General features: G+C 69.2%; 24 protein-coding genes. 14 read left to right on the top strand and 10 right to left on the bottom strand.

Annotation, left to right across the window (positions count from 1 at the left end):
- Positions 1 to 3: 3 nt before the first annotated feature.
- Positions 4 to 783, bottom strand: coding sequence for a transporter substrate-binding domain-containing protein (locus NK1_RS14280; RefSeq protein WP_063009007.1), 780 nt, complete (start codon positions 781 to 783; stop codon positions 4 to 6).
- 1 nt (position 784) lies between these two features.
- On the bottom strand, positions 785 to 1,135 hold the full coding sequence (locus NK1_RS14285; RefSeq protein ID WP_063009008.1) for a hypothetical protein: 351 nt from the start codon (positions 1,133 to 1,135) through the stop codon (positions 785 to 787).
- 82 nt (positions 1,136 to 1,217) lie between these two features.
- On the opposite strand from NK1_RS14285, the gene NK1_RS14290 reads away from it, so the two are divergent.
- A complete protein-coding gene (locus NK1_RS14290; protein WP_063009009.1) occupies positions 1,218 to 2,183 on the top strand; it encodes a quinone oxidoreductase family protein in 966 nt (321 codons plus the stop codon).
- Positions 2,184 to 2,187: 4 nt separating this feature from the next.
- Here the strand turns inward: NK1_RS14290 and NK1_RS14295 are convergent, their stop codons facing one another.
- Positions 2,188 to 2,808 (bottom strand): TetR/AcrR family transcriptional regulator, encoded by a 621-nt coding sequence (locus tag NK1_RS14295; RefSeq protein ID WP_063009073.1) that lies wholly within the window; start codon positions 2,806 to 2,808, stop codon positions 2,188 to 2,190.
- 79 nt (positions 2,809 to 2,887) lie between these two features.
- Here NK1_RS14295 and NK1_RS14300 point away from each other — a divergent pair, with 79 nt between their 5' ends.
- Together NK1_RS14300 and NK1_RS14305 are read left to right on the top strand one after the other, a co-directional pair.
- Positions 2,888 to 4,321, top strand: a complete 1,434-nt coding sequence (locus NK1_RS14300; protein WP_063009010.1) for an FAD-dependent monooxygenase — start codon at positions 2,888 to 2,890, stop codon at positions 4,319 to 4,321.
- 145 nt (positions 4,322 to 4,466) lie between these two features.
- Positions 4,467 to 5,639, top strand: a complete 1,173-nt coding sequence (locus NK1_RS14305) for a hypothetical protein (protein WP_063009011.1) — start codon at positions 4,467 to 4,469, stop codon at positions 5,637 to 5,639.
- 169 nt (positions 5,640 to 5,808) lie between these two features.
- On the opposite strand, the gene NK1_RS14310 is transcribed toward NK1_RS14305, so the two are convergent.
- Positions 5,809 to 6,795, bottom strand: coding sequence for a heme o synthase (locus NK1_RS14310; RefSeq protein ID WP_039778891.1), 987 nt, complete (start codon positions 6,793 to 6,795; stop codon positions 5,809 to 5,811).
- Positions 6,796 to 7,233: 438 nt separating this feature from the next.
- On the opposite strand from NK1_RS14310, the gene tkt reads away from it, so the two are divergent.
- The 5 genes from tkt to pgl are packed head-to-tail and all read left to right on the top strand — an operon-like array spanning position 7,234 to position 13,709.
- Positions 7,234 to 9,378 carry a transketolase gene (gene tkt / locus NK1_RS14315; RefSeq protein WP_063009012.1) on the top strand — a complete coding sequence of 715 codons (2,145 nt, stop codon included), beginning with the start codon at positions 7,234 to 7,236 and terminating at the stop codon, positions 9,376 to 9,378.
- Between the two features lie 3 nt (positions 9,379 to 9,381).
- Complete coding sequence (gene tal, locus NK1_RS14320) at positions 9,382 to 10,512, top strand: transaldolase (protein WP_063009013.1); 1,131 nt, start codon at positions 9,382 to 9,384, stop codon at positions 10,510 to 10,512.
- 5 nt (positions 10,513 to 10,517) lie between these two features.
- On the top strand, positions 10,518 to 12,080 hold the full coding sequence (gene zwf / locus NK1_RS14325; protein WP_063009014.1) for a glucose-6-phosphate dehydrogenase: 1,563 nt from the start codon (positions 10,518 to 10,520) through the stop codon (positions 12,078 to 12,080).
- A complete protein-coding gene (gene opcA / locus NK1_RS14330) occupies positions 12,077 to 12,985 on the top strand; it encodes a glucose-6-phosphate dehydrogenase assembly protein OpcA (protein WP_174552721.1) in 909 nt (302 codons plus the stop codon). The genes zwf and opcA overlap by 4 nt, the downstream gene beginning before the upstream one ends.
- Positions 12,978 to 13,709: a 6-phosphogluconolactonase gene (gene pgl / locus NK1_RS14335; RefSeq protein WP_063009016.1), complete on the top strand. Its 732-nt coding sequence runs from the start codon at positions 12,978 to 12,980 to the stop codon at positions 13,707 to 13,709. The genes opcA and pgl overlap by 8 nt, the downstream gene beginning before the upstream one ends.
- A 145-nt stretch (positions 13,710 to 13,854) precedes the next feature.
- On the opposite strand, the gene NK1_RS14340 is transcribed toward pgl, so the two are convergent.
- On the bottom strand, positions 13,855 to 14,847 hold the full coding sequence (locus tag NK1_RS14340) for an alpha/beta fold hydrolase (RefSeq protein WP_063009017.1): 993 nt from the start codon (positions 14,845 to 14,847) through the stop codon (positions 13,855 to 13,857).
- Between the two features lie 54 nt (positions 14,848 to 14,901).
- Here NK1_RS14340 and NK1_RS14345 point away from each other — a divergent pair, with 54 nt between their 5' ends.
- Both NK1_RS14345 and NK1_RS14350 read left to right on the top strand, forming a co-directional pair.
- Complete coding sequence (locus NK1_RS14345; RefSeq protein ID WP_063009018.1) at positions 14,902 to 15,738, top strand: SDR family NAD(P)-dependent oxidoreductase; 837 nt, start codon at positions 14,902 to 14,904, stop codon at positions 15,736 to 15,738.
- A gap of 67 nt (positions 15,739 to 15,805) precedes the next feature.
- A complete protein-coding gene (locus NK1_RS14350) occupies positions 15,806 to 16,297 on the top strand; it encodes a flavin reductase family protein (RefSeq protein ID WP_063009019.1) in 492 nt (163 codons plus the stop codon).
- A 9-nt stretch (positions 16,298 to 16,306) separates the two neighbouring features.
- Here the strand turns inward: NK1_RS14350 and NK1_RS14355 are convergent, their stop codons facing one another.
- Complete coding sequence (locus NK1_RS14355; protein WP_063009020.1) at positions 16,307 to 17,167, bottom strand: LysR family transcriptional regulator; 861 nt, start codon at positions 17,165 to 17,167, stop codon at positions 16,307 to 16,309.
- 70 nt (positions 17,168 to 17,237) lie between these two features.
- Between NK1_RS14355 and NK1_RS14360 the strand changes: the two genes are divergently transcribed.
- Positions 17,238 to 18,401: a YbfB/YjiJ family MFS transporter gene (locus tag NK1_RS14360; RefSeq protein WP_063009021.1), complete on the top strand. Its 1,164-nt coding sequence runs from the start codon at positions 17,238 to 17,240 to the stop codon at positions 18,399 to 18,401.
- Here NK1_RS14360 and secG read toward each other — a convergent pair.
- From secG to NK1_RS14380, 4 genes are read right to left on the bottom strand one after another with little or no spacing between them, the layout of a single operon-like run.
- A complete protein-coding gene (secG, locus tag NK1_RS14365; protein WP_030518417.1) occupies positions 18,388 to 18,621 on the bottom strand; it encodes a preprotein translocase subunit SecG in 234 nt (77 codons plus the stop codon). The two genes, NK1_RS14360 and secG, sit on opposite strands and share 14 nt — an antisense overlap.
- Before the next feature lie 21 nt (positions 18,622 to 18,642).
- The gene (locus tag NK1_RS14370; protein ID WP_063009022.1) at positions 18,643 to 19,389 is read right to left on the bottom strand and encodes an SDR family oxidoreductase; all 747 of its coding nucleotides are present in this window, start codon (positions 19,387 to 19,389) and stop codon (positions 18,643 to 18,645) included.
- A gap of 35 nt (positions 19,390 to 19,424) precedes the next feature.
- Positions 19,425 to 20,609 carry an NADH:flavin oxidoreductase gene (locus tag NK1_RS14375; RefSeq protein WP_063009023.1) on the bottom strand — a complete coding sequence of 395 codons (1,185 nt, stop codon included), beginning with the start codon at positions 20,607 to 20,609 and terminating at the stop codon, positions 19,425 to 19,427.
- A 2-nt stretch (positions 20,610 to 20,611) separates the two neighbouring features.
- On the bottom strand, positions 20,612 to 21,217 hold the full coding sequence (locus NK1_RS14380; protein ID WP_063009024.1) for a TetR/AcrR family transcriptional regulator: 606 nt from the start codon (positions 21,215 to 21,217) through the stop codon (positions 20,612 to 20,614).
- A gap of 165 nt (positions 21,218 to 21,382) precedes the next feature.
- Between NK1_RS14380 and NK1_RS14385 the strand changes: the two genes are divergently transcribed.
- Genes NK1_RS14385 through NK1_RS33745 form a run of 3 tightly spaced genes read left to right on the top strand, consistent with a single transcriptional unit; the run spans position 21,383 to position 25,697 of the window.
- Positions 21,383 to 22,522: an LLM class flavin-dependent oxidoreductase gene (locus tag NK1_RS14385; RefSeq protein ID WP_063009025.1), complete on the top strand. Its 1,140-nt coding sequence runs from the start codon at positions 21,383 to 21,385 to the stop codon at positions 22,520 to 22,522.
- A 60-nt stretch (positions 22,523 to 22,582) separates the two neighbouring features.
- The gene (locus NK1_RS14390) at positions 22,583 to 23,266 is read left to right on the top strand and encodes an FMN reductase (RefSeq protein ID WP_063009026.1); all 684 of its coding nucleotides are present in this window, start codon (positions 22,583 to 22,585) and stop codon (positions 23,264 to 23,266) included.
- 7 nt (positions 23,267 to 23,273) lie between these two features.
- Positions 23,274 to 25,697 (top strand): thiamine pyrophosphate-dependent enzyme, encoded by a 2,424-nt coding sequence (locus NK1_RS33745; RefSeq protein WP_439955941.1) that lies wholly within the window; start codon positions 23,274 to 23,276, stop codon positions 25,695 to 25,697.
- The last annotated feature ends 47 nt before the right edge of the window (positions 25,698 to 25,744 follow it).

The raw sequence follows: 25,744 nt of genomic DNA on the forward strand, positions 1-25,744 counted from the left end.
CGCTCAGGCGGTGGCGTGTGGTCCGATCCATTCCGCGACGCGCCGGTCGACTCCGCCGGTGGCGAGCTGGCTCGCCAGCCAGGAATCGATCATCACCGCGGTCGCGACCTCGTTCTTCGGTAGCAGGAACACCTTGCCGAAGGAGTCGAAGGGCGTCTCCGGGTGCAGCACCCGCAGCTCGGGATGCTGCCGCACGCGATAGCGGCCCTCCACCGAATCGGTGACGAAGACATCCGCGCGACCGGCGACGATCTGGTCGAAAATGGTGACGTTGTCCGGCCATACGGTCAGCTGCGCATGCGGGAAATGCGTGCGGGCGAATTGCTCGTTGGTGCCGCCGCGGTTGACGATCACCCGTACCTGTGGCTGATCGATCTGCTCGATCGTGGCGTACTTTCCGGCGTCGCCGGCACGCACGATCGGGGTCTTGCCGTCGGTGCCGTAGCTCAGCGAGAAGTCGGCATAGGCGCGCCGGGCCGCGGCGTCGGAGATTCCGCCGACCGCGAGATCACAAGCGCGCGCGGCGAAATCGCTGCCCATCGACGCCCAGGTCGTCGGCACGAACCGCACCTGGCGCCCCAGCAGCTGCGCCATGTCGCGGACCAGGTCGATATCGATGCCTCGGTAGCCGCCGTGGCCGTCGGTGACCGAATACGGCGGATAATCTCCGGTGGTGCAGACCCGCACGGCGGCGGGGTCCTCGGCTCGCGCCGGTACGACGATCGTCAGGACCGCGGCCGCACCGGCCGTCGCGGCGGCGATCATCCGATGCCGCAGAGCCATCTCAGTTCTCGTTGCGCGCCTTCGGGAACCGGGTCTGATGGGCGACCCAGCCGGCCATCCGCGCCCAGTGCCCCTTCGCGGGCGTGGCGGCCGAGCTCAGATCGCGATCCCAGTGCTCGGTTTCGGCGAGGCCGTCGACGGCCTCGACCACGGCCTTGGCGGTGGCCAGATCCGCGACGACTCGATCGCCGAGCACGCCGTCGGCGCCGACGAGGGTGATGCGGACCCCGATGCGGCCGATCGGCTGCAGCACGGCCGTACCCGAACCACCGTGGGCGGCGACGAACTTCTTGACCGACTCGACGACGGTGGACGACGGCGCGACCGGGGCCGCGGTGGCGGTTTCGCTCATGGCGTGCAGTTTACCGTCCGGTAGGGACCGCCCGGCCGCCCTACCGGGGTTCGCAGCACACGGGGGTGTAGAACTGAAAGCCATGCGCGCCATTCAGGTCAGCGAACACGGTGGTCCCGAAGTGCTCGTCGCGACCGAGGTCGACGACCCTGTCATCGGGCCGAATCAGCTGCTCGTCGATACCGAGGCGGCCGGTGTCAATTTCATCGACACCTACATCCGCACCGGCACCTATCCGCAGGCGGTTCCCTACATTCCGGGTTCCGAGGGCACGGGCGTGGTCGCCGAGGCCGGTTCCGAGGTGACCGAATTCACCGTCGGCGATCGGGTCGCGTGGGCGGCGGCGCCGGGTAGCTACGCGGAGAAGGTCGCCGTGGACGCCGCGGTGGCGGTGGCCGTCCCCGACGGGGTTCCGGCCGCGGTGGCGGCCTCGGCCCTGCTGCAGGGAATGACCGCGCACTACCTGATCGAATCGGTGTACAAGCCGCAGCCCGGGGAGACGATTCTGGTTCACGCCGGCGCCGGCGGCGTCGGACTCCTGCTGACCCAGCTGGCCGCCGCCCGCGGTATCCGCGTGATCACCACGGTGTCGACCGACGCGAAGGAGGAATTGTCCCGCGAGGCGGGCGCCGCGGAGGTGCTGCGCTACGGCGACGACCTCGCCCAGCGGGTGCGCGACCTCACCGACGGGATCGGCGTGGCGGCGGTCTACGACGGAGTGGGCGCGGCGACGTTCGAGGCGAGCCTCGCGGCCTTGCGCATCCGCGGCATGCTGGCGCTGTTCGGCGCCGCCAGCGGTCAGGTGCCGCCGTTCGATCTGCAGCGGCTCAATCCGGCCGGTTCGCTGTTCGTCACCCGTCCGACGCTCGCCCACTACACCCGGGATCGTGACGAATTGACCTGGCGCGCAGGCGATGTCCTGAACGCTGTCGCCGACGGGACGCTGCGGGTGCGGGTCGGCGCCGAATATCCGCTGACCGAGGCCGCGCAGGCGCATCGCGATCTGCAGGCCCGCAAGACCACCGGGTCGATCGTGCTGGTGCCGTGAGCGGTCAGTAGTCGCGGCCGGTGAGCCCCCGGTAGACGAACCGGGTCAGCCCGGCCACCGCCTGCTCGTCGTCGAGCGCGAGCACGCCCTCCTCCACTGCCTCCAGCAACGCCCGCACCAGCAGGAACATCATCGCGACGCTGACCTCGGGCGTGCTGGGCAGGCGGAGTCCGGCGGTCTCGAAACCGTCGACGTGGTCGACCACCTCGTCGAGTTGACCGGCGGTGAATCGACTGGTCAGCCGCGCGAAGTCCTCGTCGACGAGCGCCGCCTGCGTCACCGCTCGCAGCACCGGCCAATGCCGGCGCGCATAGTGCCAGTACTGCTCGATATGGAATTCGACGGCCTGCGGCTTGGTGAAATCGGGATCGTGCGCGCCCGCCCCGGCGGAGGTGTCCCCTTCGGCCGCGAAGTCCTCCAGTAGCGCCTGGAGCAGCTGTTCCTTACCGGCGAAGTGGTTGTAGAACGATCCCGCCGCCCGGCCGGCCGCCGCGGTGATGTCGGTGATCTTGGTGTTCAGGTAGCCGCGCTCGGCGAACAGCCGCCGGGCGGCGTCCTTGAGCGCCTGCTCGGTTTCCGCGGACCGCTGCTTGCGACTGCCGGCCTGCTCATGTCCGGTCGCCATCACCACCTCCTTGACTCCGAACATTATCAACCCATACTGAATTCTAATTCAGTGAAACTCGATTCAGTTAGAGGTTGTCATGACCCGCACAGTTCTCATCGTCGGAGCCGGCCCGACCGGACTCACGCTCGCCATCGACCTGGCCCGCCGTGGGGTCGACGTACGCATCGTGGACAAGGCCACCACTCCGTTCACCGGATCCCGGGGCGACGGCATCCAGCCCCGCACGCTGGAGGTGTTCGACGATCTCGGCGTGCTCGACGCCGTCCTCGCGGCGGGAACTCCCACTCCCCTCATGCGCGCCTACCTCGACGGCACGCTGGTGGCCGAACGCCGGATGAGCGAATCCCGCGCGGCGAGCCCGGCCGTGCCGTATCCGAATCCATGGGTGCTGGGGCAATCCGACACCGAGCGACTGCTGCGCGACCGCCTCGCGGAATTCGGTGTGCGCGTCGAATTCGGTACCGCCCTGGCCGGTTTCACCCAGGACGCCGACGAGGTGCGAGCCACATTGACCGGACCCGGCGGCACCGAAAACGTCGCGGAGCGGTATCTGATCGGGGCGGACGGCGGCGCCGGAACCGTGCGGCGCACGCTGGGAATCCCGTTCGAGGGAACCACCGACGAGTCGATTCGCATGCTGCTCGGCGACGTCCCGGTCGACGCGCTCGATCACGACTTCGGATACTGGTTCGCCACCGCCGCGACACCCACCGCGGGAGTCGCGTTGACGCCGCTGCCCGGCGGCCGGCTGTTCCAGTTCGCGGCCCCGCTCGGAGACGATCCGCGGCCCACCCGCGCGGTCCTGCAGGAACGGCTGGACCGGGTGAGCGGGCGCACCGATCTCACCGTCGGGGAACCGGTGTGGTCGACGGTGTGGCGGCCCAATATCCGGCTGGCGCAACGGTTCCGGTCCGGCCGCGTGTTCCTGGCGGGCGACGCGGCACACGTGCATCCGCCCACGGGTGGGCAGGGGATGAACACCGGCATTCAGGACGCCTACAACCTGGGCTGGAAACTGGCCGCCGCGGTGGGCGGCGATCCCGGCCCGCTCGAGACCTACGAGTCCGAGCGCCGCGCGGTCGCTCGGCGAGTGCTCGGCCTGAGTACGGCCCTGCTCGACAAACACCTGGAGGGACACGAGGACGCGATGAATCGCGGCGCCGAGACCCATCAACTCGACATCAGCTATCGCGATGCGTCCGACGCCGCCGGGCTCACCGCGGGCGACCGGGCGCCCGACGCCCCGCTGCAGCGCGGTGACGGTAGTGCGCTGCGCCTGTTCGACCTGTTCCGGGGCCCGCACGCGACCCGCCTGACGTTCGGCACACCGGCCGGAATCTCGGAAGACGCCGGGGTGCGGGCGTATTCGATCGTCGCGCCCGGCTATCGGCCCGAACCCGGGCAGTTGATCGCGGTCGACGGCCACGCCTTCACCGATTATGCCGCCACCGCGGGCACGCAGGTGCTGGTGCGCCCGGACGGATACCTCGCCTGGCATCGGCAGGGGTGACCCGCCGACGACCCGGGCGCACCGATGGTGGATGATCTGTGCTGCCGCCCAAGCCGATTCGCCCGCTTCGCCGTACCGTCGTACGGTGGTCGGGCGGTCGCTCGGGGCGGCCGGCAGAACAGGCATCGGTCAGGGGTTGATCCAGATGTTGGTGAAGGTTCGCAACGACGACCCGTCGCGGCTGTCCAATTCCGAACGGACGGTGGCGAACTGGCTGAAGACCTGGACCGGCGCACACGCGTTACCCGGTATCGCGGTGGTCGCGGCCGGGGCCGCCGACGCGATCGTGTGGACGCCCAAGACCTGCGTGGTCGTCGTGATCAAGGACTTCACCGAACGGGCGAGCGGCACCCTCACCGTCTCGGGCTACCGGCCCTGGACCATCGGCGACCGCATCGCGCCGCTGTCGGGAACCGAGGCCGGAACCGAACCGATGACCGAGATCCGCGCCCGCACCGGCGAGATCGCCGAACTGTTGCGCGGCGCGCCCGGCCGGGAGCGGGTCGGGGTGACGGGCATGGTGCTGGTGATGCCGCAATTGAGCAGCCGGGTCTCCCTGGAGCAGGGTGACCTGCCCGACGGGATCGATGTGGTGCTCGGCGACGGCCCCGCGGCCTTGCGCAACTATTTCACCCGGATCACCGCGGACGCACCGGACACCTGGAATGCGGCGCAGGTCGGCCAGGCGCTGGCCGCGCTCGGATTCGCCGCGGCGGCAAGCCATTCCGATCTCACGGCGGAGGGGTTTCCCGCCCGGCTGGAGCGCACTCCCCCACCGCCGAATCCGGTTCCGTCCCGCGGCCCCAAACCGCCGGCCGGTGCGCCGCTTCCCGGGGCCGGTCCGGCCGGTGTCCCGGCCGCCGCCTCCGCAGCGCCGATGTCGCCGGGCGGTGCCCCGGTATCGATGGCTCGCCCGAATCCGGCGGCGCAAACCGCGCCGGGCACCGTCCCTCAGCCGGTCGCCGCCTCGGGTTTCGGACCCGGCGGTCCCGCGCAGACGGGTCCCGCGCCGGCCTACGGCCAGAATCAGCAACCGTATTCGGTGCCCTTCGATCCGCGCCCACCGGCGGCTCCGCCGCGGCGCAACCGCAACCGCGGCCTGGTGCCGCTGGTCCTGCTGGGCGTTCTGGTCGTGGTGCTGGCGCTGGCCGCCATGTGCACCGCGGGCGGCGGGTCCGGCTCGGGCCCCAGCCACGCCCCCGCCCCCGGTCGCACCGCCACGACGACCACCGCGCCCTACACCCCCGCACCGGAACGCACGGTGCCGCCCTCGACGCCCGGGCACGCGTGCTATCCGTTCCAGCCCGGCTGCCCGTGAACCGAGCACCGACGATTGCCCGCCGCAACGGCGCCGAGATGACGCAGGCGACGAGATGACAGCTGGGCCCCGGCAGTACTCGCCGGGGTCGTGACCGCATATAGCCCGACGTCGGGCGAGACGCGCCGAAGTGGCTGTTCCCGGGCGCGGACCGGCGCCCGGGGCGATCTCAGCCGAACAGCGTCGAGCCGATGGTGTGCCAGCCGAGGACCGAGTCCACGGCCAGACCGCAGAACACCACGGCGAGGTAGTTGTTGGACTGCAGGAACAGCCGCAGCGGCTTGACCGACGCGCCGCGCCGCACGCCGGAATACAGCTGATGTGCCATCAGCAGGAACCAGGCGCCCGCGACGATCGCGACGGCCGCGTACACGACACCCGTCGCCGGAATCAGCGCCAGGGTCGCGAGCACGGTCAGCCAGGTGTAGATGACGATCTGCTTGGTGACCACGCGCTCGGTCGCCACCACCGGCAGCATCGGCACGCCGGCCGCGCGGTAGTCGTCCTTGTAGCGCATAGCCAGCGCCCAGGTGTGCGGCGGCGTCCAGAAGAAGATGACGGCGAACAGCGCGATCGCGGGCCAGCCGATGGTACCGGTGACCGCCGACCAGCCGACCAGTGCCGGCATACAGCCCGCGGCGCCGCCCCACACCACGTTCTGCGAGGTCCGGCGCTTGAGGCCGAGGGTGTAGACGAAGACGTAGAACAGGATCGTCGCGACCACGAGCAGGCCGGAGAGCAGATTGGCCTGCCACCACAGCCAGGCGAACGAGCCCGCGCCGAGGGCGACACCGAAGACGAACGCGTTGCGGGTCGGCACCGCCTCGCGCGCCAGCGGACGCTTCGACGTGCGCTTCATGACCTTGTCGATATCGGCGTCGGCGACGCAGTTCAGGGTGTTGGCACTGGCCGCGCCCATCCAGCCGCCGAACAGGGTGGCCACGATCAACCGGATGTCGACATGGCCGCGGTCGGCCAGCAGCATCGTCGGGATGGTGGCCACCAGCAGCAGCTCGATGACTCGCGGCTTGGTCAGCGCGATGTAGGCGAGCACCCGGCGGGTCAGCTTCGACAGCGGGCCGCTGCCCTGGACACGGTCGGCGAGCGCCGTCGCGGAGGAGCCATGCGCATCACCCGGCTGTTGCCCAATCCGCACTGTCTCTCCTCGCAGGTGGTGCATCGATCCGGTAGGGAAGCAACGGTTTCGGCGGCGTGGCGGGCCTCCCGCGCGCAGCCGTTTCCGCTGTCACCGCAGAGCGCGGCGCGGGCGGCGCAGCCTCTACTACAGACGATGGTAGACCCCCGCGTGTTGTGCTCCGGCACCCACCCGCCGCGAAACCGCCCGTGCCGCAGGCGATCGGCCCCGGCCGGTCCGGACGCGAGGGCCACGTCACATATCCGCCGTCGGCCGCTGTGCGGAATCGCTTCGGCCCGGCACGTCGGCGGCTGTCATCATTCACCGTAACCCCGCGCACCTGCACGGGGTGCGGGCGAAGGGTTCCCCACTCACGGCGATCAGGCGACCTCTAGGGTGGTGGGTACAGCCCGCAAGCCGCCGTTGTACACACACGAGAAGGTCAGGAGAACCTCGGTCGTGTCAGTCACAGACGACATCCGCGCACTCACCCAGCCCGCACATCCGGCCGACTGGACCGAACTGGACACCAGAGCAGTCGACACCGTCCGTGTCCTGGCCGCCGACGCGGTGCAGGCCGCCGGCAACGGCCACCCCGGCACCGCGATGAGCCTGGCGCCGCTGGCCTACACCCTCTACCAGCGGGTCCTGCGCTACGACCCGAGCGATCCGGACTGGACCGGCCGCGACCGGTTCATCCTCTCGTGCGGACATTCCAGCCTGACCCAGTACATCCAGCTGTATCTGTCGGGACTGGGCCTGGAACTCGACGACCTGAGGCACCTGCGCAAGTGGGGTTCGCTGACCCCGGGTCACCCGGAGTTCCGCCACACCAGGGGCGTGGAGATCACCACCGGCCCGCTCGGCCAGGGCCTGGCCTCGGCGGTCGGCATGGCGATGGCGGCCCGCCGCGAGCGCGGTCTCTACGACCCGTCCGCCGCGACCGGCGCCAGCCCGTTCGACCACTTCGTCTACGTCATCGCCTCCGACGGCGACATCGAAGAGGGCGTCACCTCGGAGGCCTCCTCGCTGGCCGGTACCCAGCAGCTGGGCAATCTGATCGTCTTCTACGACGACAACCGGATCTCGATCGAGGACGACACCTCCATCGCGCTGACCGAGGACACCGCCGAGCGCTACCGCGCCTACGGCTGGCACGTGCAGGTCGTCGAGGGCGGTGAGAACGTCACCGGCATCCTGGAGGCGATCGAGGCCGCCCAAGCCGTCACCGACAAGCCGTCGTTCATCCTGCTGCGCACGATCATCGGCTATCCCGCGCCGAACAAGATGAACACCGGCGCCGCGCACGGTGCCGCGCTGGGCGCCGACGAGGTCGCCGCCACCAAGGAGATCCTCGGCTTCGATCCGGGCCAGAGCTTCGTCGTCGACGACGAGGTCATCGCCCACACCCGCGGCAACGCCGCCGAGCGCGCCAAGGCCGCCCGCGCCGTCTGGCAGGAGCAGTTCGACGCGTGGGCGCAGAACAACCCGGAGAACAAGGAGCTGTTCGACCGGCTGCGTGAGCGCCGGCTGCCGAAGGGCTGGACCGAGGGACTGCCCTCGTTCGAGCCCGACGCCAAGGGCATGGCCACCCGCAAGGCCTCGGGCAAGGTGCTGGCCGCGCTGGCGCCGGTGCTGCCGGAGCTGTGGGGCGGTTCGGCCGACCTCGCCGAATCGAACAACACCACCATGCCGGGCGTGCCGAGCTTCGGCCCGGCGTCGATCTCCACCGGTATGTGGAAGGCCGAGCCCTACGGCCGCACGCTGCACTTCGGTGTGCGCGAGCACGCGATGGGCTCGATCCTCAACGGCATCGCCCTGCACGGCCCGACCCGGCCCTACGGCGGCACCTTCCTGGTGTTCTCCGACTACATGCGCCCGGCGGTCCGGCTGGCCGCGCTCATGCGGGTGCCGGCCATCTACGTGTGGACCCACGACTCCATCGGCCTGGGTGAGGACGGCCCCACCCACCAGCCGATCGAGCATCTCGCCGCGCTGCGTGCCATCCCCGGCCTGAACGTGGTCCGCCCCGGCGACGCCAACGAGACCGTGTACGCGTGGCGCACCATCCTCGAGCTCGAAAGTGCCGAGCAGCATTCGCATTTCGTGCCCGCCGACCACCCGCACACCGACGGCCCGTCGGCGCTGGCGCTGACTCGCCAGGACGTGCCCACCCTGGAGGGCACCAGCTACGAGGGCGTCTCCCGCGGCGGATACATTCTGGCCGAATCGTCCACCGGCACACCGCAGGTGATCCTGATCGCCACCGGTTCCGAACTTCAGCTCGCCGTCGCCGCGCGCACTACGCTGGAGGAGCAGGGCATCGGCACCCGGGTGGTGTCCATGCCGTGCGTGGAATGGTTCGACGCGCAGGAACAGTCCTACCGCGACGAGGTGCTGCCTCCGCAGATCACCGCCCGCGTCACGGTCGAGGCCGGTATCGCGATGCCGTGGCACCGCTTCACCGGCAGCGACGGTGAGAACGTCTCGATCGAGCACTTCGGTGCCTCGGCCGACTTCAAGACCCTGTTCCGCGAATTCGGCATCACCGCCGAAGCCGTCGTCGACGCCGCGAAGCGCTCACTCGACAAGGTGAAGGGATAACCAATGGCACAGAACGAGAATCTCGCCGCACTGTCCAGAGCAGGCGTGTCGGTGTGGCTCGACGATCTGTCACGCAACCGGATCCGCTCGGGCAATCTCGCCGAACTCGTCGCCACTCGCAGCATCGTCGGCGTGACCACCAACCCGACCATCTTCCAGGCCGCGCTGAGCGAGGGTCACGCCTACGACGACCAGGTCAAGGAACTGGCCGCCCAGGGCGCCGATGCCGATGCCGCCATCCGCACGATCACCACCGACGACGTTCGCTCGGCCTGCGACGTGCTGGCCGAGGTCTTCGAATCGACCGGTGGCGTCGACGGCCGGATCTCGATCGAAGTGGACCCCCGGCTGGCCTTCGACACCGACAAGACCGTCGCGCAGGCGGTCGAGCTGTGGAAGATCGTCGACCGGCCGAATCTGTTCATCAAGATTCCGGCCACCGAGGAGGGCCTGCCCGCGATCACGCGCGTCATCGCCGAAGGAATCAGCGTCAACGTCACGCTGATCTTCTCGGTGCAGCGCTACCTCAGCGTGATGGGCGCCTACCTGGACGGCCTGCGCAAGGCGCGCATCGCCGGCCACGACCTGGCCCGCATCCATTCGGTCGCGTCGTTCTTCGTCTCCCGCGTGGACACCGAGATCGACAAGCGGCTCGAGCAGATCGGTTCCGACGAGGCGCTGGCGTTGCGCGGTAAGGCCGGAATCGCCAACGCGCGTCTGGCCTACGCCGCCTACCAGGACGTGTTCGACGGGGGTAACCACACCTCGACCTACTCGCATCTGGCCTCCTCCGGCGGTAACCGGCAGCGGCCGCTGTGGGCGTCCACGGGTGTGAAGAACCCGGACTACCCCGACACCATGTACATCACCGAGCTGGTGGCGCCGAATACGGTCAACACGCTGCCGGAGAAGACCCTCGAGGCGTTCGCCGACCACGGCGAGCTGCGCGGGGACACGGTGTCGGGCACGGCAGCCGACGCGCAAGGCGTGTTCGACGCGCTGACCGGCGTGGGAATCGACCTCGACGACGTGTTCGCCGTCCTCGAGCGCGAAGGTGTCGAGAAGTTCGAGAAGTCGTGGGACGAGCTGCTCACCGCGACCACCGCCGAGTTGAAGAGCACCGGAAGCAACTGACCGCGATGGCCGGCCAGAAGAAGACGGCCGCCCCGGGGAATCCGCTGCGCGAGGAGCGCGACAAGCGGCTTCCCCGGATCGCCGGCCCGTGCAGCATGGTGATCTTCGGGGTGACAGGTGACCTGTCACGCAAGAAACTGATGCCGGCCATCTACGACCTCGCGAACCGGGGGCTGCTGCCACCCGGTTTCGCGCTGGTCGGGTTCGCCCGGCGCGACTACGCCGACGAGGATTTCGCTCAGGTCGTCCTCCAGGCGGTCAAGGAGCACGCCCGCACCCCGTTCCGGCAGGAGGTGTGGGATCAGCTGTCGGAAGGTATCCGCTTCGTCCAGGGCACCTTCGACGACGACGCCGCCTTCGGCACACTCGCGCAGACGCTGAAGAAGCTCGACGCCGAACGCGGCACCGGCGGCAACCACGCCTTCTACCTCTCGATTCCGCCGAACGCGTTTCCCGTTGTGCTGGAACAGCTTTCGCGGACGGGTTTGGCGAAGGCCCCGGAGGCGGCACCGGGCAAACCGCAGTCGTGGCGGCGGGTCGTGATCGAGAAGCCCTTCGGGCACGACCTGAAGAGCGCCCAGGAACTCAATGCCCTGGTCAACCGGGTGTTCCCCGAGGAGACGGTCTTCCGTATCGACCACTACCTCGGCAAGGAGACGGTGCAGAATCTGCTGGCGCTGCGGTTCGCGAACGAACTGTTCGAACCGATCTGGAACGCCAACTTCGTCGACCACGTGCAGATCACGATGGCCGAGGACATCGGATTGGGTGGGCGCGCAGGCTATTACGACGGCATCGGCGCCGCGCGCGACGTGATCCAGAACCATCTGCTGCAACTGCTGGCGTTGACGGCGATGGAGGATCCGGTCAGCTTCCAGCCGCGGCAGCTGCAGATCGAGAAGATCAAGGTGCTCTCGGCGACGAAGCTGGTCGAACCGCTGGAGGAGACCACCGCGCGCGGCCAGTACGCGGCCGGCTGGCAGGGCAGCGAACGCGTGGTGGGCCTGCTCGAGGAGGAGGGTTTCGATCCGCATTCACGCACCGAGACCTACGCCGCGATCACGCTGAACGTCGACACCCGCCGCTGGGCGGGCGTGCCGTTCTATCTGCGCACCGGAAAACGCCTGGGGCGCAGGGTCACCGAGATCGCGGTCATGTTCAAGCGGGCTCCGCATCTGCCCTTCGATCAGACCATGACCGAGGAGCTGGGTCAGAACGCGCTGGTCATCCGGGTGCAGCCGGACGAGGGCATCACCATGCGGTTCGGCTCGAAGGTGCCCGGATCCAGCATGGAAGTCCGCGACGTCAACATGGATTTCAGCTACGGCGAATCGTTCACCGAATCCTCGCCCGAGGCCTACGAGCGGCTCATCCTGGATGTGCTGCTGGGCGAGCCGTCGCTGTTCCCGGTCAACGAGGAGGTCGAATTGGCGTGGCGCATCCTCGATCCCGTGCTCGATCACTGGGCCGAGGGCGGTAAGCCCGAGTCCTACGAGTCCGGCACCTGGGGTCCGGCCTCGGCCGACGAGATGCTCGCCCGCACCGGGCGAGAATGGCGGCGGCCATGATCGTGGACATGCCCGACACCAGTACCCGCGAGGTGACCAAACGCCTGGTCAGCCTGCGGGAGTCCAACGGCGTGATCGCCATGGGCCGGGTGCTGACGCTGGTGGTGTGCACGCTGGATTCCTCGGAGGCCGAGGACGCCATCGACGCCGCCAACGACGCCAGCCGCGAACATCCCTGTCGCGTGATCGTGCTCGCGCGCGGCGACCGGTTCTCCGAGACCAAACTCGACGCCCAGATCCGGGTCGGCGGCGATGCCGGGGCGGCCGAGGTGATAGTGCTGCGGCTGCAGGGCGAACTGGTCAACAACGAGAGCAGCGTCGTCATCCCGTTCCTCCTGCCCGATACTCCGGTGGTGGCGTGGTGGCCGCGCGGCGCGCCGGAGTTCCCGTCACGGGATTCGGTGGGGCGCTTGGCCATTCGCCGCATCACCGATTCCACCTACGCTCCCGATCCGCGCGCGGCGATCACCCGGCGGCTGGATTCCTACGCCCCCGGCGACACCGATCTCGCATGGAGCCGGATCACGTTCTGGCGGGCGCTGCTGGCCTCCGCGCTCGACGTGCCGCCGTACGAGCCGATCGAATCGGTGACCGTGTCCGGCCTGGCGGAGGAACCCGCGCTCGACATCCTGGCGGGATGGCTGGCGGCCAAACTGGACTGCCCGATCCGCCGGCAGACCGGGGAGTTGAAGGTCGTGCTGCACCGGGCGTCGATCTCGGTCGGGATCGAACGCCCGCAGACGGGCCGCACCGCGACCCTGACGCGCACCGGTGAGCCGGATCAGCGGTTCGCACTCGCCCGTCGCGAGACCAAGGACTGCCTGGCGGAGGAACTGCGGCGGCTGGACGCCGACGAGGTCTACGCCGAGGCACTGGCCGGAATCGGGAAGGTGATCTATGAGTAAGCCGGAGATCGAGGTCTTCGCCGGGCACGACGAACTGGTGACGGCGGCAGCCGTGCGGTTCGTGCAGGTGGTCACCAGGGCTCAGGCCGAACATGGTTCGGCGTCGGTGGTTCTCACCGGCGGCGGCACCGGCATCGACCTGCTGAAGAAGGTCCGTCAGGCGCCCGGGGCCGTCGATTTCGCGCGCCTGGACGTGTTCTGGGGCGACGAGCGGTTCGTCCCCGCGGGCGACGCCGAGCGCAACGAGTTGCAGGCGCGCGAGGCGTTGCTCGATCACGTGCCGGTGGACCCGGCGCGGGTGCATCCGGTCGCGACCTCCGACGGGGAGTATCCGGATCCGGTCGAGGCCGCCGCGGAGTACTCGGCGGCGGTGCACGCGCATCTGGCCGAGCACGGCGCATTCGACCTGCATCTGCTCGGCATGGGTGGCGACGCGCATGTGAACTCGCTGTTCCCGCATTCCGCGGCCGTGGCGGAGAAGCACGAACTCGTTCTCGCCGTGACCGATTCGCCGAAACCGCCGCCGGTGCGCGTCACCCTGACCCTGCCCGCGGTCGCCCGCGCCCGGCACGTGGTCCTGGTGGTCGGCGGCGAGACCAAGGCCGATGCGGTGGCCCAGGCGGTGGCCGGCGCGTCCGCGCTCGAGATCCCGGCGGCCGGGGCGCACGGCAGTGAATCCACGACCTGGATGCTGGACGAGGCCGCGGCCGCGAAGCTGCCCTGACCCGGAGCGCTATCCCGGCTGGTCGTCGTCCGTCTGCGCCCACGCGGCGACAGGCAGGCTCGGACACACACCGACGAGGTGGCGCGCGGGCAGGATGCGCGCGTAGACGCTCCGGCCGCACCCGGCGCGGGGGCCGGGCGAATCCCTACCGCAGCGCCGCATTTCGCGACGCATCGCCGGCGACCAGTTCGGCAAGGTGACGCAACAGGAAGTCGTTCACCGCACCGGTCCGCTCGAGTTGAACGAGATGCCCTGCGCCCGGGACCTTTTCGACCGCGCGCAGATCCGGTACGTGCGTGCGCAGCACCGCCAGCGGGTCGCGGCCGCTGAAACCTTCCATATCAGGGTCGTTCTCGCCGTAGAGGAAACAGGTCGGCACCGTGACCGTCGTGGGCACGCCCTCGGTCAGTTCCCAGTTGCGGTCCAATGCCCGATACCAGGTGAGCCCGCCGGTGAAGCCGGTTCGTTCGAATTCGGCTGCGAGGGTCTCGAATTCGGATTCCGGCAACCACGACCAGGGCAGTGCGGGCGCCTGCGGCAGAGCGTCGAGGTAACCGATGCCGGGTGGATTCTTCCACGTGTCGAGGTAGTGGAACTCGCCACTGAGCGCGTAGTACACGCGGGCCAGGAATTCGCGGGGACGCGCGGCGAGTTCGGCGTCGGCGACACCGGGCTCCTGGAAATACGACAGATGCAGGAAATGACGCTGCGCGGCGCGCGTCCAGAACTCCGACGGCGCCTTCGGCGGCCGGGGCGCGTACGGATTGTTCAGCACCATGATCGCCGCGACCCGCTCCGGTGCCCGCAATGCCAGCTCCCACACCAGCTGGGCGCCGAAGTCCAGGCCGACGAAAACCGCTCGCTCGGCGCCGATCTCGTCGAGCAGCCCGAGCAGATCGCCGATCACGGCCCGGTTCGTGGTCTCCTCCACTCCGCCGGGCGCCTCGGTGCGGCCGTACCCACGCAGATCCGGGGCGATGGCGTGATATCCGGCCGCCGCCAGCGCCGGCAGCTGCCGATGCCACACATACCAGCCGTGCGGAAATCCGTGACAGAAGATCACCGGATATCCGCGGCCCTCTTCGGCGATATGCAGCCGAATCCCGTTGGTCTCCACGAACCGATGCGTCGGCCCCACTGCGCCTCCCAGGTACTAGAACACGTTCTCGTTTCACGGTAGTGTCCCGGAGTCGTGAACGGAATACTGACCGATCGAGTCGCCGTCGTCACCGGCGCGAGCCGCGGCATCGGTAAGGGCATCGCGCTGGAGTTGGGCGCGGCCGGCGCCACGGTCTACGTGACCGGGCGCTCCGAACGCCCGGGGCAGCTGCCGGGCACGGTGGCCGCGACCGCGAGCGAGATCGATGAGCTCGGCGGGCGCGGGGTGCCGTTCGTCTGCGACCATCGCGACGACGAGGCGGTCGCGCGACTGTTCGATACCGTACGTGCCGACCAGGGCCGGTTGGATGTGCTGGTCAACAATGTCTACAACTCCCCCGCCTCGGCGCGCTGGCTCGGCAAACCGTTCTGGGAGGTGCCGCCGAAGGCGTGGGACGAGGGCTTCGACATCGGCGTGCGCTCCCATTACGCTGCCGCCCATTTCGCGGCGCCGCTGCTCATCGAATCGGGCGGGCTGATCGTCGACATCTCCTCACCGGGCGCCGAACATTTCACGCACAATGTCGTCTACGGCGTGGGCAAGGCCGCCGTCGACCGGCTGACCGCGGATATGGCGCACGATCTGGCCGGCACCGAGGTCACGGTGGTGTCGCTGTGGCCGGGAATCGTGAATACCGAACTGCTGCAGCTGGTTCCGGTCGATGCGCAGGGACGACGGCTGATCACACTCCCCGGTGAGGGCACCTTCGATCTGAACGAGGCCGAGACTCCGCATTTCGCCGGGCGGGCGGTGGTCGCGCTCGCGGCGGATCCGAGCCGGCGTTCGCGCACGGGCCGTGCATGGCGGGTGGCCGATCTGGCCGAAGCCTACGGGTTCACCGATATCGACGGTCGCGTGCCGCGCACGTGAGGGCCGCCGTTGTCCTAGCCTGAGGCGGCGGGCCGCATCGCGCGGCGCCGGCGGTGAAGGAGGGTGGATGGACGCGATCGCGAATTTCGACGCGTTGGTAGCGGCGGCGGACGCTCCGATCTATGTGGTGACAGTGGCGACCGAGTCCGGGCGCGCCGGGTGCGTCGTCGGCTTCGCATCCCAGGTCGGTATCGAACCACGCCGATTCCTGGTGTGTGTTTCCGAGCTCAACCACACCTACCGGGTGGTGGCCGACGCCACCCACGTCGCGGTTCATCTCATCGATTCCGGGTCGCGGGCCCTGGCACAGCTCTTCGGCGCGGAAACCGGCGACGATATCGACAAGTTCACATGGTGCCGGTGGCATCACGGGCCCGATGGAGTCGTGGTGCTCGACGAGGCAGCGGCCTGGTTCTGCGGCCGGATCCTCGAGCGACACGATTTCGGCGACCACGTGGGTCTGTTACTGGAACCGCTGGGCGGCCCGAAGCCGCCGGAGGGCACCACCGGACTGCGCTACAGCGACCTCGCCGATCTCACCCCCGGCCACCCCGCTTGAAGCTGCCCTCTAGCAGCTCGAGGCCCCCTGGCCGCTCAGGGCGATATCGAGGAAGCTTCGCACCGACCTGCCCGGCGCGGGCCGGGTTCGCCAGGCCAGCCGCAGGGTCGAGGGCGGGGCATCGGGGACGTCGAGGTAGGCCACACCGGGATGCGGCGCCCGGGTCCGCGCCAATTCGGGAACGGCCCCGATGCCCCGGTCGGCGGCGATCAGTTCGATCCATTCGTCGAAATTCGTGCAGGTGACGATCTCACGTCCGGATTCGGCTGCGGGCCAACTGGTTTCGTCGGTGGTGCCGGAGACGGTGTTGACCACCAGCGGATGGGCGGCCAGATCCTGCCATCGCGGCGCCGACGCCTTCGCCAGCGGCGAGCGGGTGGAGACCGCCGCCACCCGCCGCTCGGTGCCGATGATCCGCCCGGTCATGGCGGCCGGCAGCCGAATCTCCTTGCGATACAGGGCGATATCGATACGTCCCGCCGCGACGGCGGCCACCGGATCGTCGATGCGATGGATGCCGACCCGCCCGCCGCGGGCCTCGAAACGGGTACGGACCTCGGTGAACCAATCGTCGGGCAGCAGCCAGGAAAATCCCACCGACACCCGGGCCCGCAGCCGCAGATCGGCGGTCACGGCGTCGACGTCGGCGACGATCCGTGTCGCGGCCGCCAGCAGATACTCCCCTTCCGCGGTGAGGGCGAAGCGCCGCGCGCTGCGCTCGACCAGCCGGCAGTCCAGAATCCGTTCCGCCTGCTGCACGGTGCGGGTCAGCGACGGCTGCGTGGTGTGCAGCCGGGCGGCGGCGCGGGTGTAGTTGGCTTCCTCGCACAGCACCAGGAACGCGCGCAGATGCCGCAATTCCAGTTCCATACGCTCAGCGTATACATCGTGCACAGCAAGCATTTCACCGGACGGCGAGGGATCCGTAGCGTGGATCGACGTGACCATCGCAGTTCCTCGCCAGGCATCCCTCGCGCCGGCCCTGCGCGCCTCGGCCGGCTTGGCCGCCGCCATGGGCATCGGGCGCTTCGTCTACACGCCGCTGCTTCCGGTGATGATCGATGCCGGACGCTTCGGCGCACATACCGGCGCGATCGTGGCCGCCGCGAACTACGCCGGCTACCTGCTGGGCGCGGTCGCGCTGGCACGCTTTCCGGAATACAACGGCGGCAACGCTTTCCGGGTCTCGGCTGCCGCGCTGGTGACGAGTGAAGCGGCCATGGCTGTTCCGGCGCCCGCGATACTGCCGATCATCCTGCGGACGGTGGCCGGCATCGCCAGCGCGGTGCTGTTCATCGGCTGTGCGCAGATCGCCGCCCGGCACGAAAACCGCAGGCGCGCAGCCGGTATCGCCTTCGCCGGAGTGGGTACGGGAATCGCGGCAACCGGGGCGCTGGTGCTGATCGCGCAATCGGTGCTGTCGTGGCAGGCGCTGTGGCTCGCCGCGGCCGGACTGACCGCGTTGCTGCTGTGGCCTGCCCTGCGGTTGGAGGTCGTCGCCGGCAGCCGGACCGGTGCGGCCACGGTGCGGTCGACACGCAACTGGCGGCTCCTGCAGACGACCTATTTCCTGGAGGGGCTGGGCTATATCGTCCTGGGCACGTTCCTGGTCGCCGCGGTCGGCGCCACCGGACATCGGACGGCCGGCACCGCGATCTGGATCGTGGTGGGAGTGGCGGCCGCCCCGGCGACGGTGGTGTGGGGCCTGATCGCCCGACGGGCGACGCCGGTGATCGCGCTGGTGGCCGCACTCGTGCTGCAGTGCCTGTCCGCGCTGTTGCCGACGCTGTCGGCGGGTGTGTGGCCGGCGGTGGTGTCGGCCGCGCTGTTCGGCGCGACCTTCATGGGGATCACCCTGCTCGCCCTCGAGATCGGCGACGATCTGGCCGGGCCGGGTGCGGCGGTGACCTTGACCGCCGGATACGGACTCGGCCAGATGCTCGGTCCCCTGGTGGTGGCGCCGGTGCTCGGCGACAGCTACGGCGCCGCGTTCACGATCGCGACGCTGATTCTGGCCGTGGCAGCCGTAACAGCGATCACGATCGGATCGGGCCGGCGCCGCGACCCTGAGGCCGCAGCGCCCACGCCGCTCAGGCGAACTTGATCTCGAAGCCGATGCCGAGAATGGCGATGAACCAGATCAGGCCCACGAAGATGGTGATGCGGTCGAGGTTCTTCTCGACGACCGTGGATCCGGACAGGCTCGACTGCACACCGCCACCGAACAGGCTGGACAAGCCTCCACCCTTCGCGCGGTGCAGCAACACCAGCAACACCAGCAACACGCTGGTGATGACCAGGAGGATATCCAGGAACATTTGCATGCCGACAGTTTATGCGGATGCTCAGCCCACCACCGAACCGGCCGTCATCCCGCCGTCGACGACGAATTCCGCACCGGTGCAATAGCTGGATTCGGTGCTCGCCAGAAAAACCACCAGATCCGACACCTCGGCGGGCAGGCCGAGCCGCGCCCGCACATTCTCGCCGCGATCGACGGCGATCTCCTCGGTGACTCCGATCATCGGCGTGAGGATGCCGCCGGGATGCACCGAGTTGACCCGCACGCCCTCGGGCGCGAGTTCCAGCGCGGCCGACTTGGTCAGTCCCCGCACCCCGAATTTCGAGGCGGTATAGGCGTGCATACCGCTCACGCCCTGGATACCGGCCGCGGAGGAAATATTGATCACCGCGGCCGGCCGGGCGGCCACCAGGGCGTCGCGTGCGGCACTCAATCCCAGGAAGGGGCCGGTCAGATTGATATCGATGACCCGCTGCCACTGCTTCTCGGTGTAGGCGCCCAGCGGGCCGCCGTCGAGGACGCCCGCGTTGTTCACCAGCACGTTCAACAGCCCGAATCGTTCGACGGTGGCGGCGACGGCGGCCTGCCAATCGGCGGACTCGGTGACGTCGAGGTGCACGTAGCCGGCCTGCTCACCCAGTTCCGCGGCCAGCGCCTGCCCAGCGTCGTCGGCGATGTCGCCGAGCATCACCCGCGCCCCCTCGGCGACGAAGGCCCGCGCGTGCGAGGCGCCCATGCCGGAAGCACCGCCGCTGATGAGGGCGACTCGGCCCGTCAAACGTCCACTCATGAATTCGTCTCTCTCTTCTCTCTCGTCGATCCGGGTCAGCGGGTGGGAATGGGCGGGCCGTCCAGCCGCAGCACGCATCGGGTGCCGGTATAGATGCTGGGCATGCATTCGTTGCAGTGGATGCAGGCCGAGCGGATGTCGGCATCGGACCGGATGCGCTGCAACAGATCCGGTTCGCGCAGCAGGGCGCGGCCCATCGCCAGGAATTCGAAGCCTTCGCGGCGCGCCCGCCGCATATCGTCGATATCGGTGATCCCGCCCAGCAGTACCAGCGGCATCGACAGCTCGCGGCGGAACTGGCGGGCCCGTTCGAGCAGATAGGTGCCGTGATACGGGTATTCGCGCAGGAACGCCTTGCCGACGAGCTTGAAGCCCAGCCGGGTCGGGCCGGGCAGCGTCTTGGCGAACGCCTGCCGTGGCGCATCGCCGTGGAACAGCAGCATGGGGTTGAGCAGCGAACTGCCGGCCGTCAGTTCGAGGGCGTCGAGTCCACCGTCGGATTCCAGCCAGGACGCCACCCGGAGCGATTCGGCCAGCGAGAAGCCGCCGCGCACACCGTCTTCCATATTCAGCTTGGCCAGAATCGCCAGCCGGTTGCCGACGGCTTCGCGCACCGCGAGCGCGATTTCGCGGGCCATCCGGGCGCGATGCTCCAAGGGGCCGCCGTAGGCGTCCTTGCGGCGGTTCAGCAGGGGGCTCAGGAACGAGCTGACCAGATAGTTGTGGCCGAAATGCAGTTCCACGGCGTCGAATCCGGCTTCCTCGGCCAGCAATACCGCCCGCACGTGCGCGGTGACGAGCTCCTGGATCTCGGCCACCGACGGGGACTTCATCATCTTCATGCTCAGCGGCGACCACAGCCGCGTCGGCGCCAGCGCCGGTGCCCGGTTCGAGGCGGCATCGGCCACCGGCCCGGCATGCCCGATCTGCGCGCTGACCTTGGCGCCTTCGGCATGAATGGCGTCGGTGAGCCGCCGCAGGCCCGGTAGCGCCTCGGGACGCATCCAGATCTGGTGCCGATCGGTGCGCCCGCCCGGCGCGACGGCACAGTAGGCGATGGTGCTCATTCCGACGCCGCCGGCCGCGATCTCGCGATGGAACTCGATCAGTTCGTCGGTGACCAGCGCATCGGGTGTGCGGCCCTCGAAGGTGGCGGCCTTGATCACCCGGTTGCGCAGGGTGATCGGGCCCAGATCGACGGGTTCGAAGATATCGTTCACTACTACTCCTGTACGGCGGTGTGCGAAGCGGTGGGGGCGGGCACGGGCGGCGGCGCGCTCAACCCGGCGATGACGAATTCGCGCAGCGTCGCCACCGAGGACGGCGCGATGTCGTAGTCCTCGGTGCTGCCGAAGCGCATGATGATCAGGTCGAAGGCCAGCTGCCAGCGGCGGCGTGCCTCGCCGGAGCTCAGCTCGGGCAGCAGTTGCGACCACGACTCCATCCGGAACCACTGGTGCTGCCAGGACATCGGCCGCCGGCGCAGGATCAATCCGGCCAGCAACCGCAGATGCAACCGGCCCATCGGGTCGGCGGCGAGGTCGACGAACGGCGCGAGCACCGCATCGACCACCGCCGGGACCGAGCTGGGCGCGGTGGCCGTGGCCGCCGCCAGCCCCTCGGCCCACAGCGGTCCGAGCCGATCCTCGATCAGGGCGGCGATCAGAGTCTCCTTGGAGCCGAAGTGGTAGTGCACCGCGGCCGGGTTGGCGCCCGCGGCCACGCAGATCGCCCGCACCGAGACGTCCTCGTAGCGCTCGGTCAGCAGTAACCGCTCCGCGGCCGCCAGCAGTTTGGCCCGGGTACCCGCCGCCACCTTCTCGCCCATGCGGTTAGTGAACCACGACACAGAACAGGTTTCAATCATTGATTGAATCAGTGAGACAAAGTGCTGCGCAACGCAGTTTTTCCGATAGTGGACATGTCAAGGAATACTGGGGAAGCCACCCTCGTTCAGGTGATTGAACTTTTGATCAGACCTCAGGAGGCGGCCATGCAGTTCGGCATCTTCACCGTCGGCGACGTCACCGTCGATCCGACCACCGGAATCGCGCCCACCGAGGGCGAACGCATCGACGCGATGATGCGATTGGCCCTGAAGGCCGAGGAGGTCGGGCTGGACGTGTTCGCCACCGGTGAGCACCACAATCCCCCGTTCGTGCCGTCCTCGCCGACCACCATGCTCGGCTGGGTCGCCGCGCGCACCGAAAAACTGCGGTTGTCGACCTCCACCACCCTCATCACCACCAACGACCCGGTGAAGATCGCCGAGGACTACGCGATGCTGCAGCATCTGTCCGGCGGCCGGGTCGATCTGATGATGGGCCGCGGCAACACCGGCCCGGTCTACCCGTGGTTCGGCAAGGACATCCGCAAGGGCGTCGAACTCGCGATCGAGAACTATCACCTGCTGCGCCGGCTGTGGCGCGAACCGGTGGTCGACTGGCAGGGTCAGTTCCGCACGCCGCTGCAGGGATTCACCGCCACTCCCGCACCGCTGGACGGCACGCCGCCGTTCGTGTGGCACGGCTCGATCCGGTCGCCGGAGATCGCCGAGCAGGCCGCCTACTACGGCGACGGCTTCTTCCACAACAACATCTTCTGGAACAAGGAGCACACCGAGGAGATGGTGCGGCTGTACCGGCAGCGGTTCGAGCACTACGGTCACGGCTCGGCCGACCAGGCCATCGTCGGGCTGGGCGGGCAGGTCTTCATGGCCGAGACGGAGGCGGCGGCCAAGAAGTTCTTCCGGCCGTACTTCGACAACGCGCCCGTCTACGGGCACGGTCCGTCGCTGGAGGACTTCACCGAGATGACGCCCCTGACCGTCGGTACTCCCGAGCAGGTCATCGAGCGCACCCTCGGCTTCGCCGACTACGCCGGCGACTACCAGCGCCAGCTGTTCCTGATCGACCACGCCGGCCTGCCGATCGACGTCGCCCTGGAACAGGTCGAAATCCTCGGCCACGAAGTGGTGCCGGTGCTGCGCAAGGAATTCGAATTGCGCCGTCCCGCCCACGTTCCCAGCGATCCGCCGACCCACGCGTCGCTGGTGGCCGCCGGTCCGGAGGCGCCGCATCACCTGGTCGAGCCGGCGCGTGAGCGGCTGCTGGCCGCCGCCGAGCAGGCCTGATTCGTAGTAATCATCCGACCGCCGCACTCATCCACCGCATCGAACGAGGGACGAAAACCCATGTCGCACACCGTTGTCGTACTCACCGCCGGGTTGTCGCAGCCGTCGAGCACCCGTCTGCTCGCCGATCAGCTCGCCGATGCGGTGGCCTCGGCCGTCGGCGCCCGCGGCGAGGCCGTCGACATCGAGGTCATCGAATTGCGAGACCTGGCAAGCGATCTCGCCGCCACGATGGTCTCCGGCGGTCTGCCGACCCCCGCGGTGGCGGCAGCGCGGGAGAAGGTCTCCGCCGCGGACGGTGTCATCGCCGTCACCCCGGTGTTCGCCGCGAGCTACTCCGGGTTGTTCAAGATGTTCATCGACGTGCTCGACACCGAAGCGCTCAACGCCATGCCGGTGCTCGTCGCCGCCACGGCCGGAACCGCCCGGCACGCGCTGGTGCTCGAACATGCGATGCGGCCGCTGTTCACCTATCTACGCGCCGTCGTCGTTCCGACCGGCGTGTTCGCCGCGACCGAGGATTTCGGTTCGGCCGGACTCGGCGAGCGGATCCACCGCGCCGCGGCCGAATTCGCCACCCTCGTGGTCGCGGTGCCGACCGGCGTGGACGGCTTCCTCCCGGAACCGACCCGCGCCCGGCACTCGGGCAACCATGTCGGCGAGGTGACGCCGTTCGCGAAGCTGCTCGCAGGCCACACGGGGCATACCGAACATCCGGTGCGCGGGCGGTCGCAGGCGACATGATGGAGGGGTGACAGCGGGCCCGGAAGAGCTTCTCGACGAATGGTTGCGTACTTCCCTGCGAGAGGTGCGGCCGGGACCGCGCCGCGCCGCCACCGATCCGATCGGCAGCGGCAGTCCGATCACCGCCGGGACATGTCTGGAGTTGTTCGATGCCCAGGCCACGAGCCGGCATCTGGATATCGCGGCGCGGCGGCTCGGCGCGGCCAAACGCGGGTACTACAGCATCGGTTCCAGCGGCCACGAGGGCAATGTGGTGCTGGCGCAGGCGTTGCGCAGCACCGATCCGGCGCTGCTGCACTACCGGTCGGGCGCGTTCTTCGTCCATCGCTGCCGGCAGGTCCCGGGGCTGGATCCGATTCGTGACGTGCTGCTGGGTGTCGTCGCGGCCGCCGCGGATCCGATCTCGGGCGGGCGGCACAAGGTGTTCGGCAGCGCGCCCGCGTCGGTGATACCGCAGACCTCCACCATCGCCTCCCATCTGCCTCGGGCGATGGGTCTGGCGTTCGCCCTCGATCGGGCGCGACGGCTGGGCCGGGAAACGCCGTGGCCGCGAGATGCGGTGGTGCTGTGCACATTCGGGGACGCCTCGGCCAATCACTCGACCGCGACCGGCGCGATCAACGCCGCGATCCACACGGCTCACCAAGGTATTCCGATGCCGCTGCTGTTCGTCTGCGAGGACAACGGGATCGGTATCAGCGTGCCCACTCCCCCGGACTGGATCGAAGCGGCCTTCGGATCGCGACCGGGTCTGCGGTATTTCGACGCCGACGGCTCCGATCTGCGGCAGGCCCTGTCGGTGGCCTCCGCCGCCGCGGAATCCGTGCGCGCGCGGCGGCGGCCCGCCCTGTTGCGGCTGCGCACGGTGCGACTGCTCGGCCATGCCGGATCCGATGTGGAATCGGCGTATCGGCGACCGGAGGACATCGAGGCCGACCGGCGCCGCGACCCGGTGGCCGCCACGGCCCGGCTCCTCGTCGAGATCGGCGCGGCGACCGCCGAGGAGGTTCTCGCCCACTACGACGCGATCGGCGCCCGAGTGGCGGCGACGGTGGCCCGGGTGGCGGAGGAACCGCATCTGGACTCGGCCGAGGCGATCCAGGCGCCAGTGGTATTCGGAGGTGAACGACAGCCGCTCGCCATTCTCGGCCCGCGAGCCGACGATCGCACGCCACGCGTCGACTCCGCGCCGCAGCCGCAGGCCGAGAGTGCGCTTCGCACAAGCGCTTTCGATCAGAGGGCCGCCGGATCCGCACCCACCGCCCGAGCGCGACCTCGCAACGCTCCCGGCGACTCCGTCTCCCGCGCTTCGACGACGGTGGATTCCATTCACTCCTCGACCGACGGTGAGTCCGGTTCGACGGCGCGCGCGCAGGCGGCACCGGGGCAGACGGCCGAGCGACCCGGGCCGATGACGCTCGCACAGTCGATCAACCACACCCTCGCGTCACTACTCGCCGATCAGCCCGATGTGCTGGTCTTCGGCGAGGACGTCGGCCGCAAGGGTGGTGTCTACGGCGTGACCAAGGGGCTGCAGCGTGAGTTCGGGGCGCGTCGAGTGTTCGACACCCTGCTCGACGAGCAGAGCGTGCTCGGTACCGCGCTGGGCGCCGGACTCGCCGGATTCGTACCGATTCCGGAGATCCAATATCTGGCCTACGTGCACAATGCGCTGGACCAGATCCGAGGTGAGGCGGCGACCCTGTCGTTCTTCTCCGCGGGGCAGTACCACAATCCGATGGTGGTGCGGATCGCCTCGTTCGCCTATCAGCGCGGCTTCGGCGGGCATTTCCACAACGACAATTCCGTTGCGGCGCTGCGCGATATCCCCGGAGTGGTCGTCGCCGCGCCGGCCCGGGCCGACGACGCGGCCGCGATGCTGCGGCGGTGCGTCGAGGTCGCTCGCGGGGAGGGCCGGGTATGTCTCTACCTCGAACCGATCGCCCTCTACCACACCCGCGACCTGCACCGCCCCGGTGACGCCGGCTGGCTCGCCACCCCCGCCGACGATCCGGCATCCCTCTTCCGCGCCCGAATCCACGGCGACGGTGCCGATCTCACGATCGTCACCTTCGCCAACGGTGTGCCGATGAGCCTGCGCGTGGCACGACGCCTGGCGGACAACGGCATTCACGCTCGCGTGCTCGACCTACGCTGGCTCACGCCGCTTCCCGTCGACGATCTGCTGCACCATGCCCGCGCCACCGGCGCCGTGCTCGTCGCCGACGAGACCCGCCGCAGCGGCGGGGTATCGGAATCGGTGTGCACAGCGCTGCTCGACGGCGGTTTCGACGGCCGTCTCGCGCGCGTCACCAGCGCCGACAGTTTCGTTCCGCTCGGCCCGGCCGCCGAACTGGTGCTGCTGAGCGAAGCGGCGATCGAGGACGCGGCGCATCGGTTGCTGGAATCGGGCCCGCGCTCCCAGGTCTGACGCACGCGGGCGGGTGCGCCGAAGACCGGGTGCACCCGCCCCGCATC

This window comes from Nocardia kruczakiae NBRC 101016 (genome assembly GCF_001612965.1).
In the GTDB taxonomy this organism is placed as follows: domain Bacteria; phylum Actinomycetota; class Actinomycetes; order Mycobacteriales; family Mycobacteriaceae; genus Nocardia; species Nocardia kruczakiae.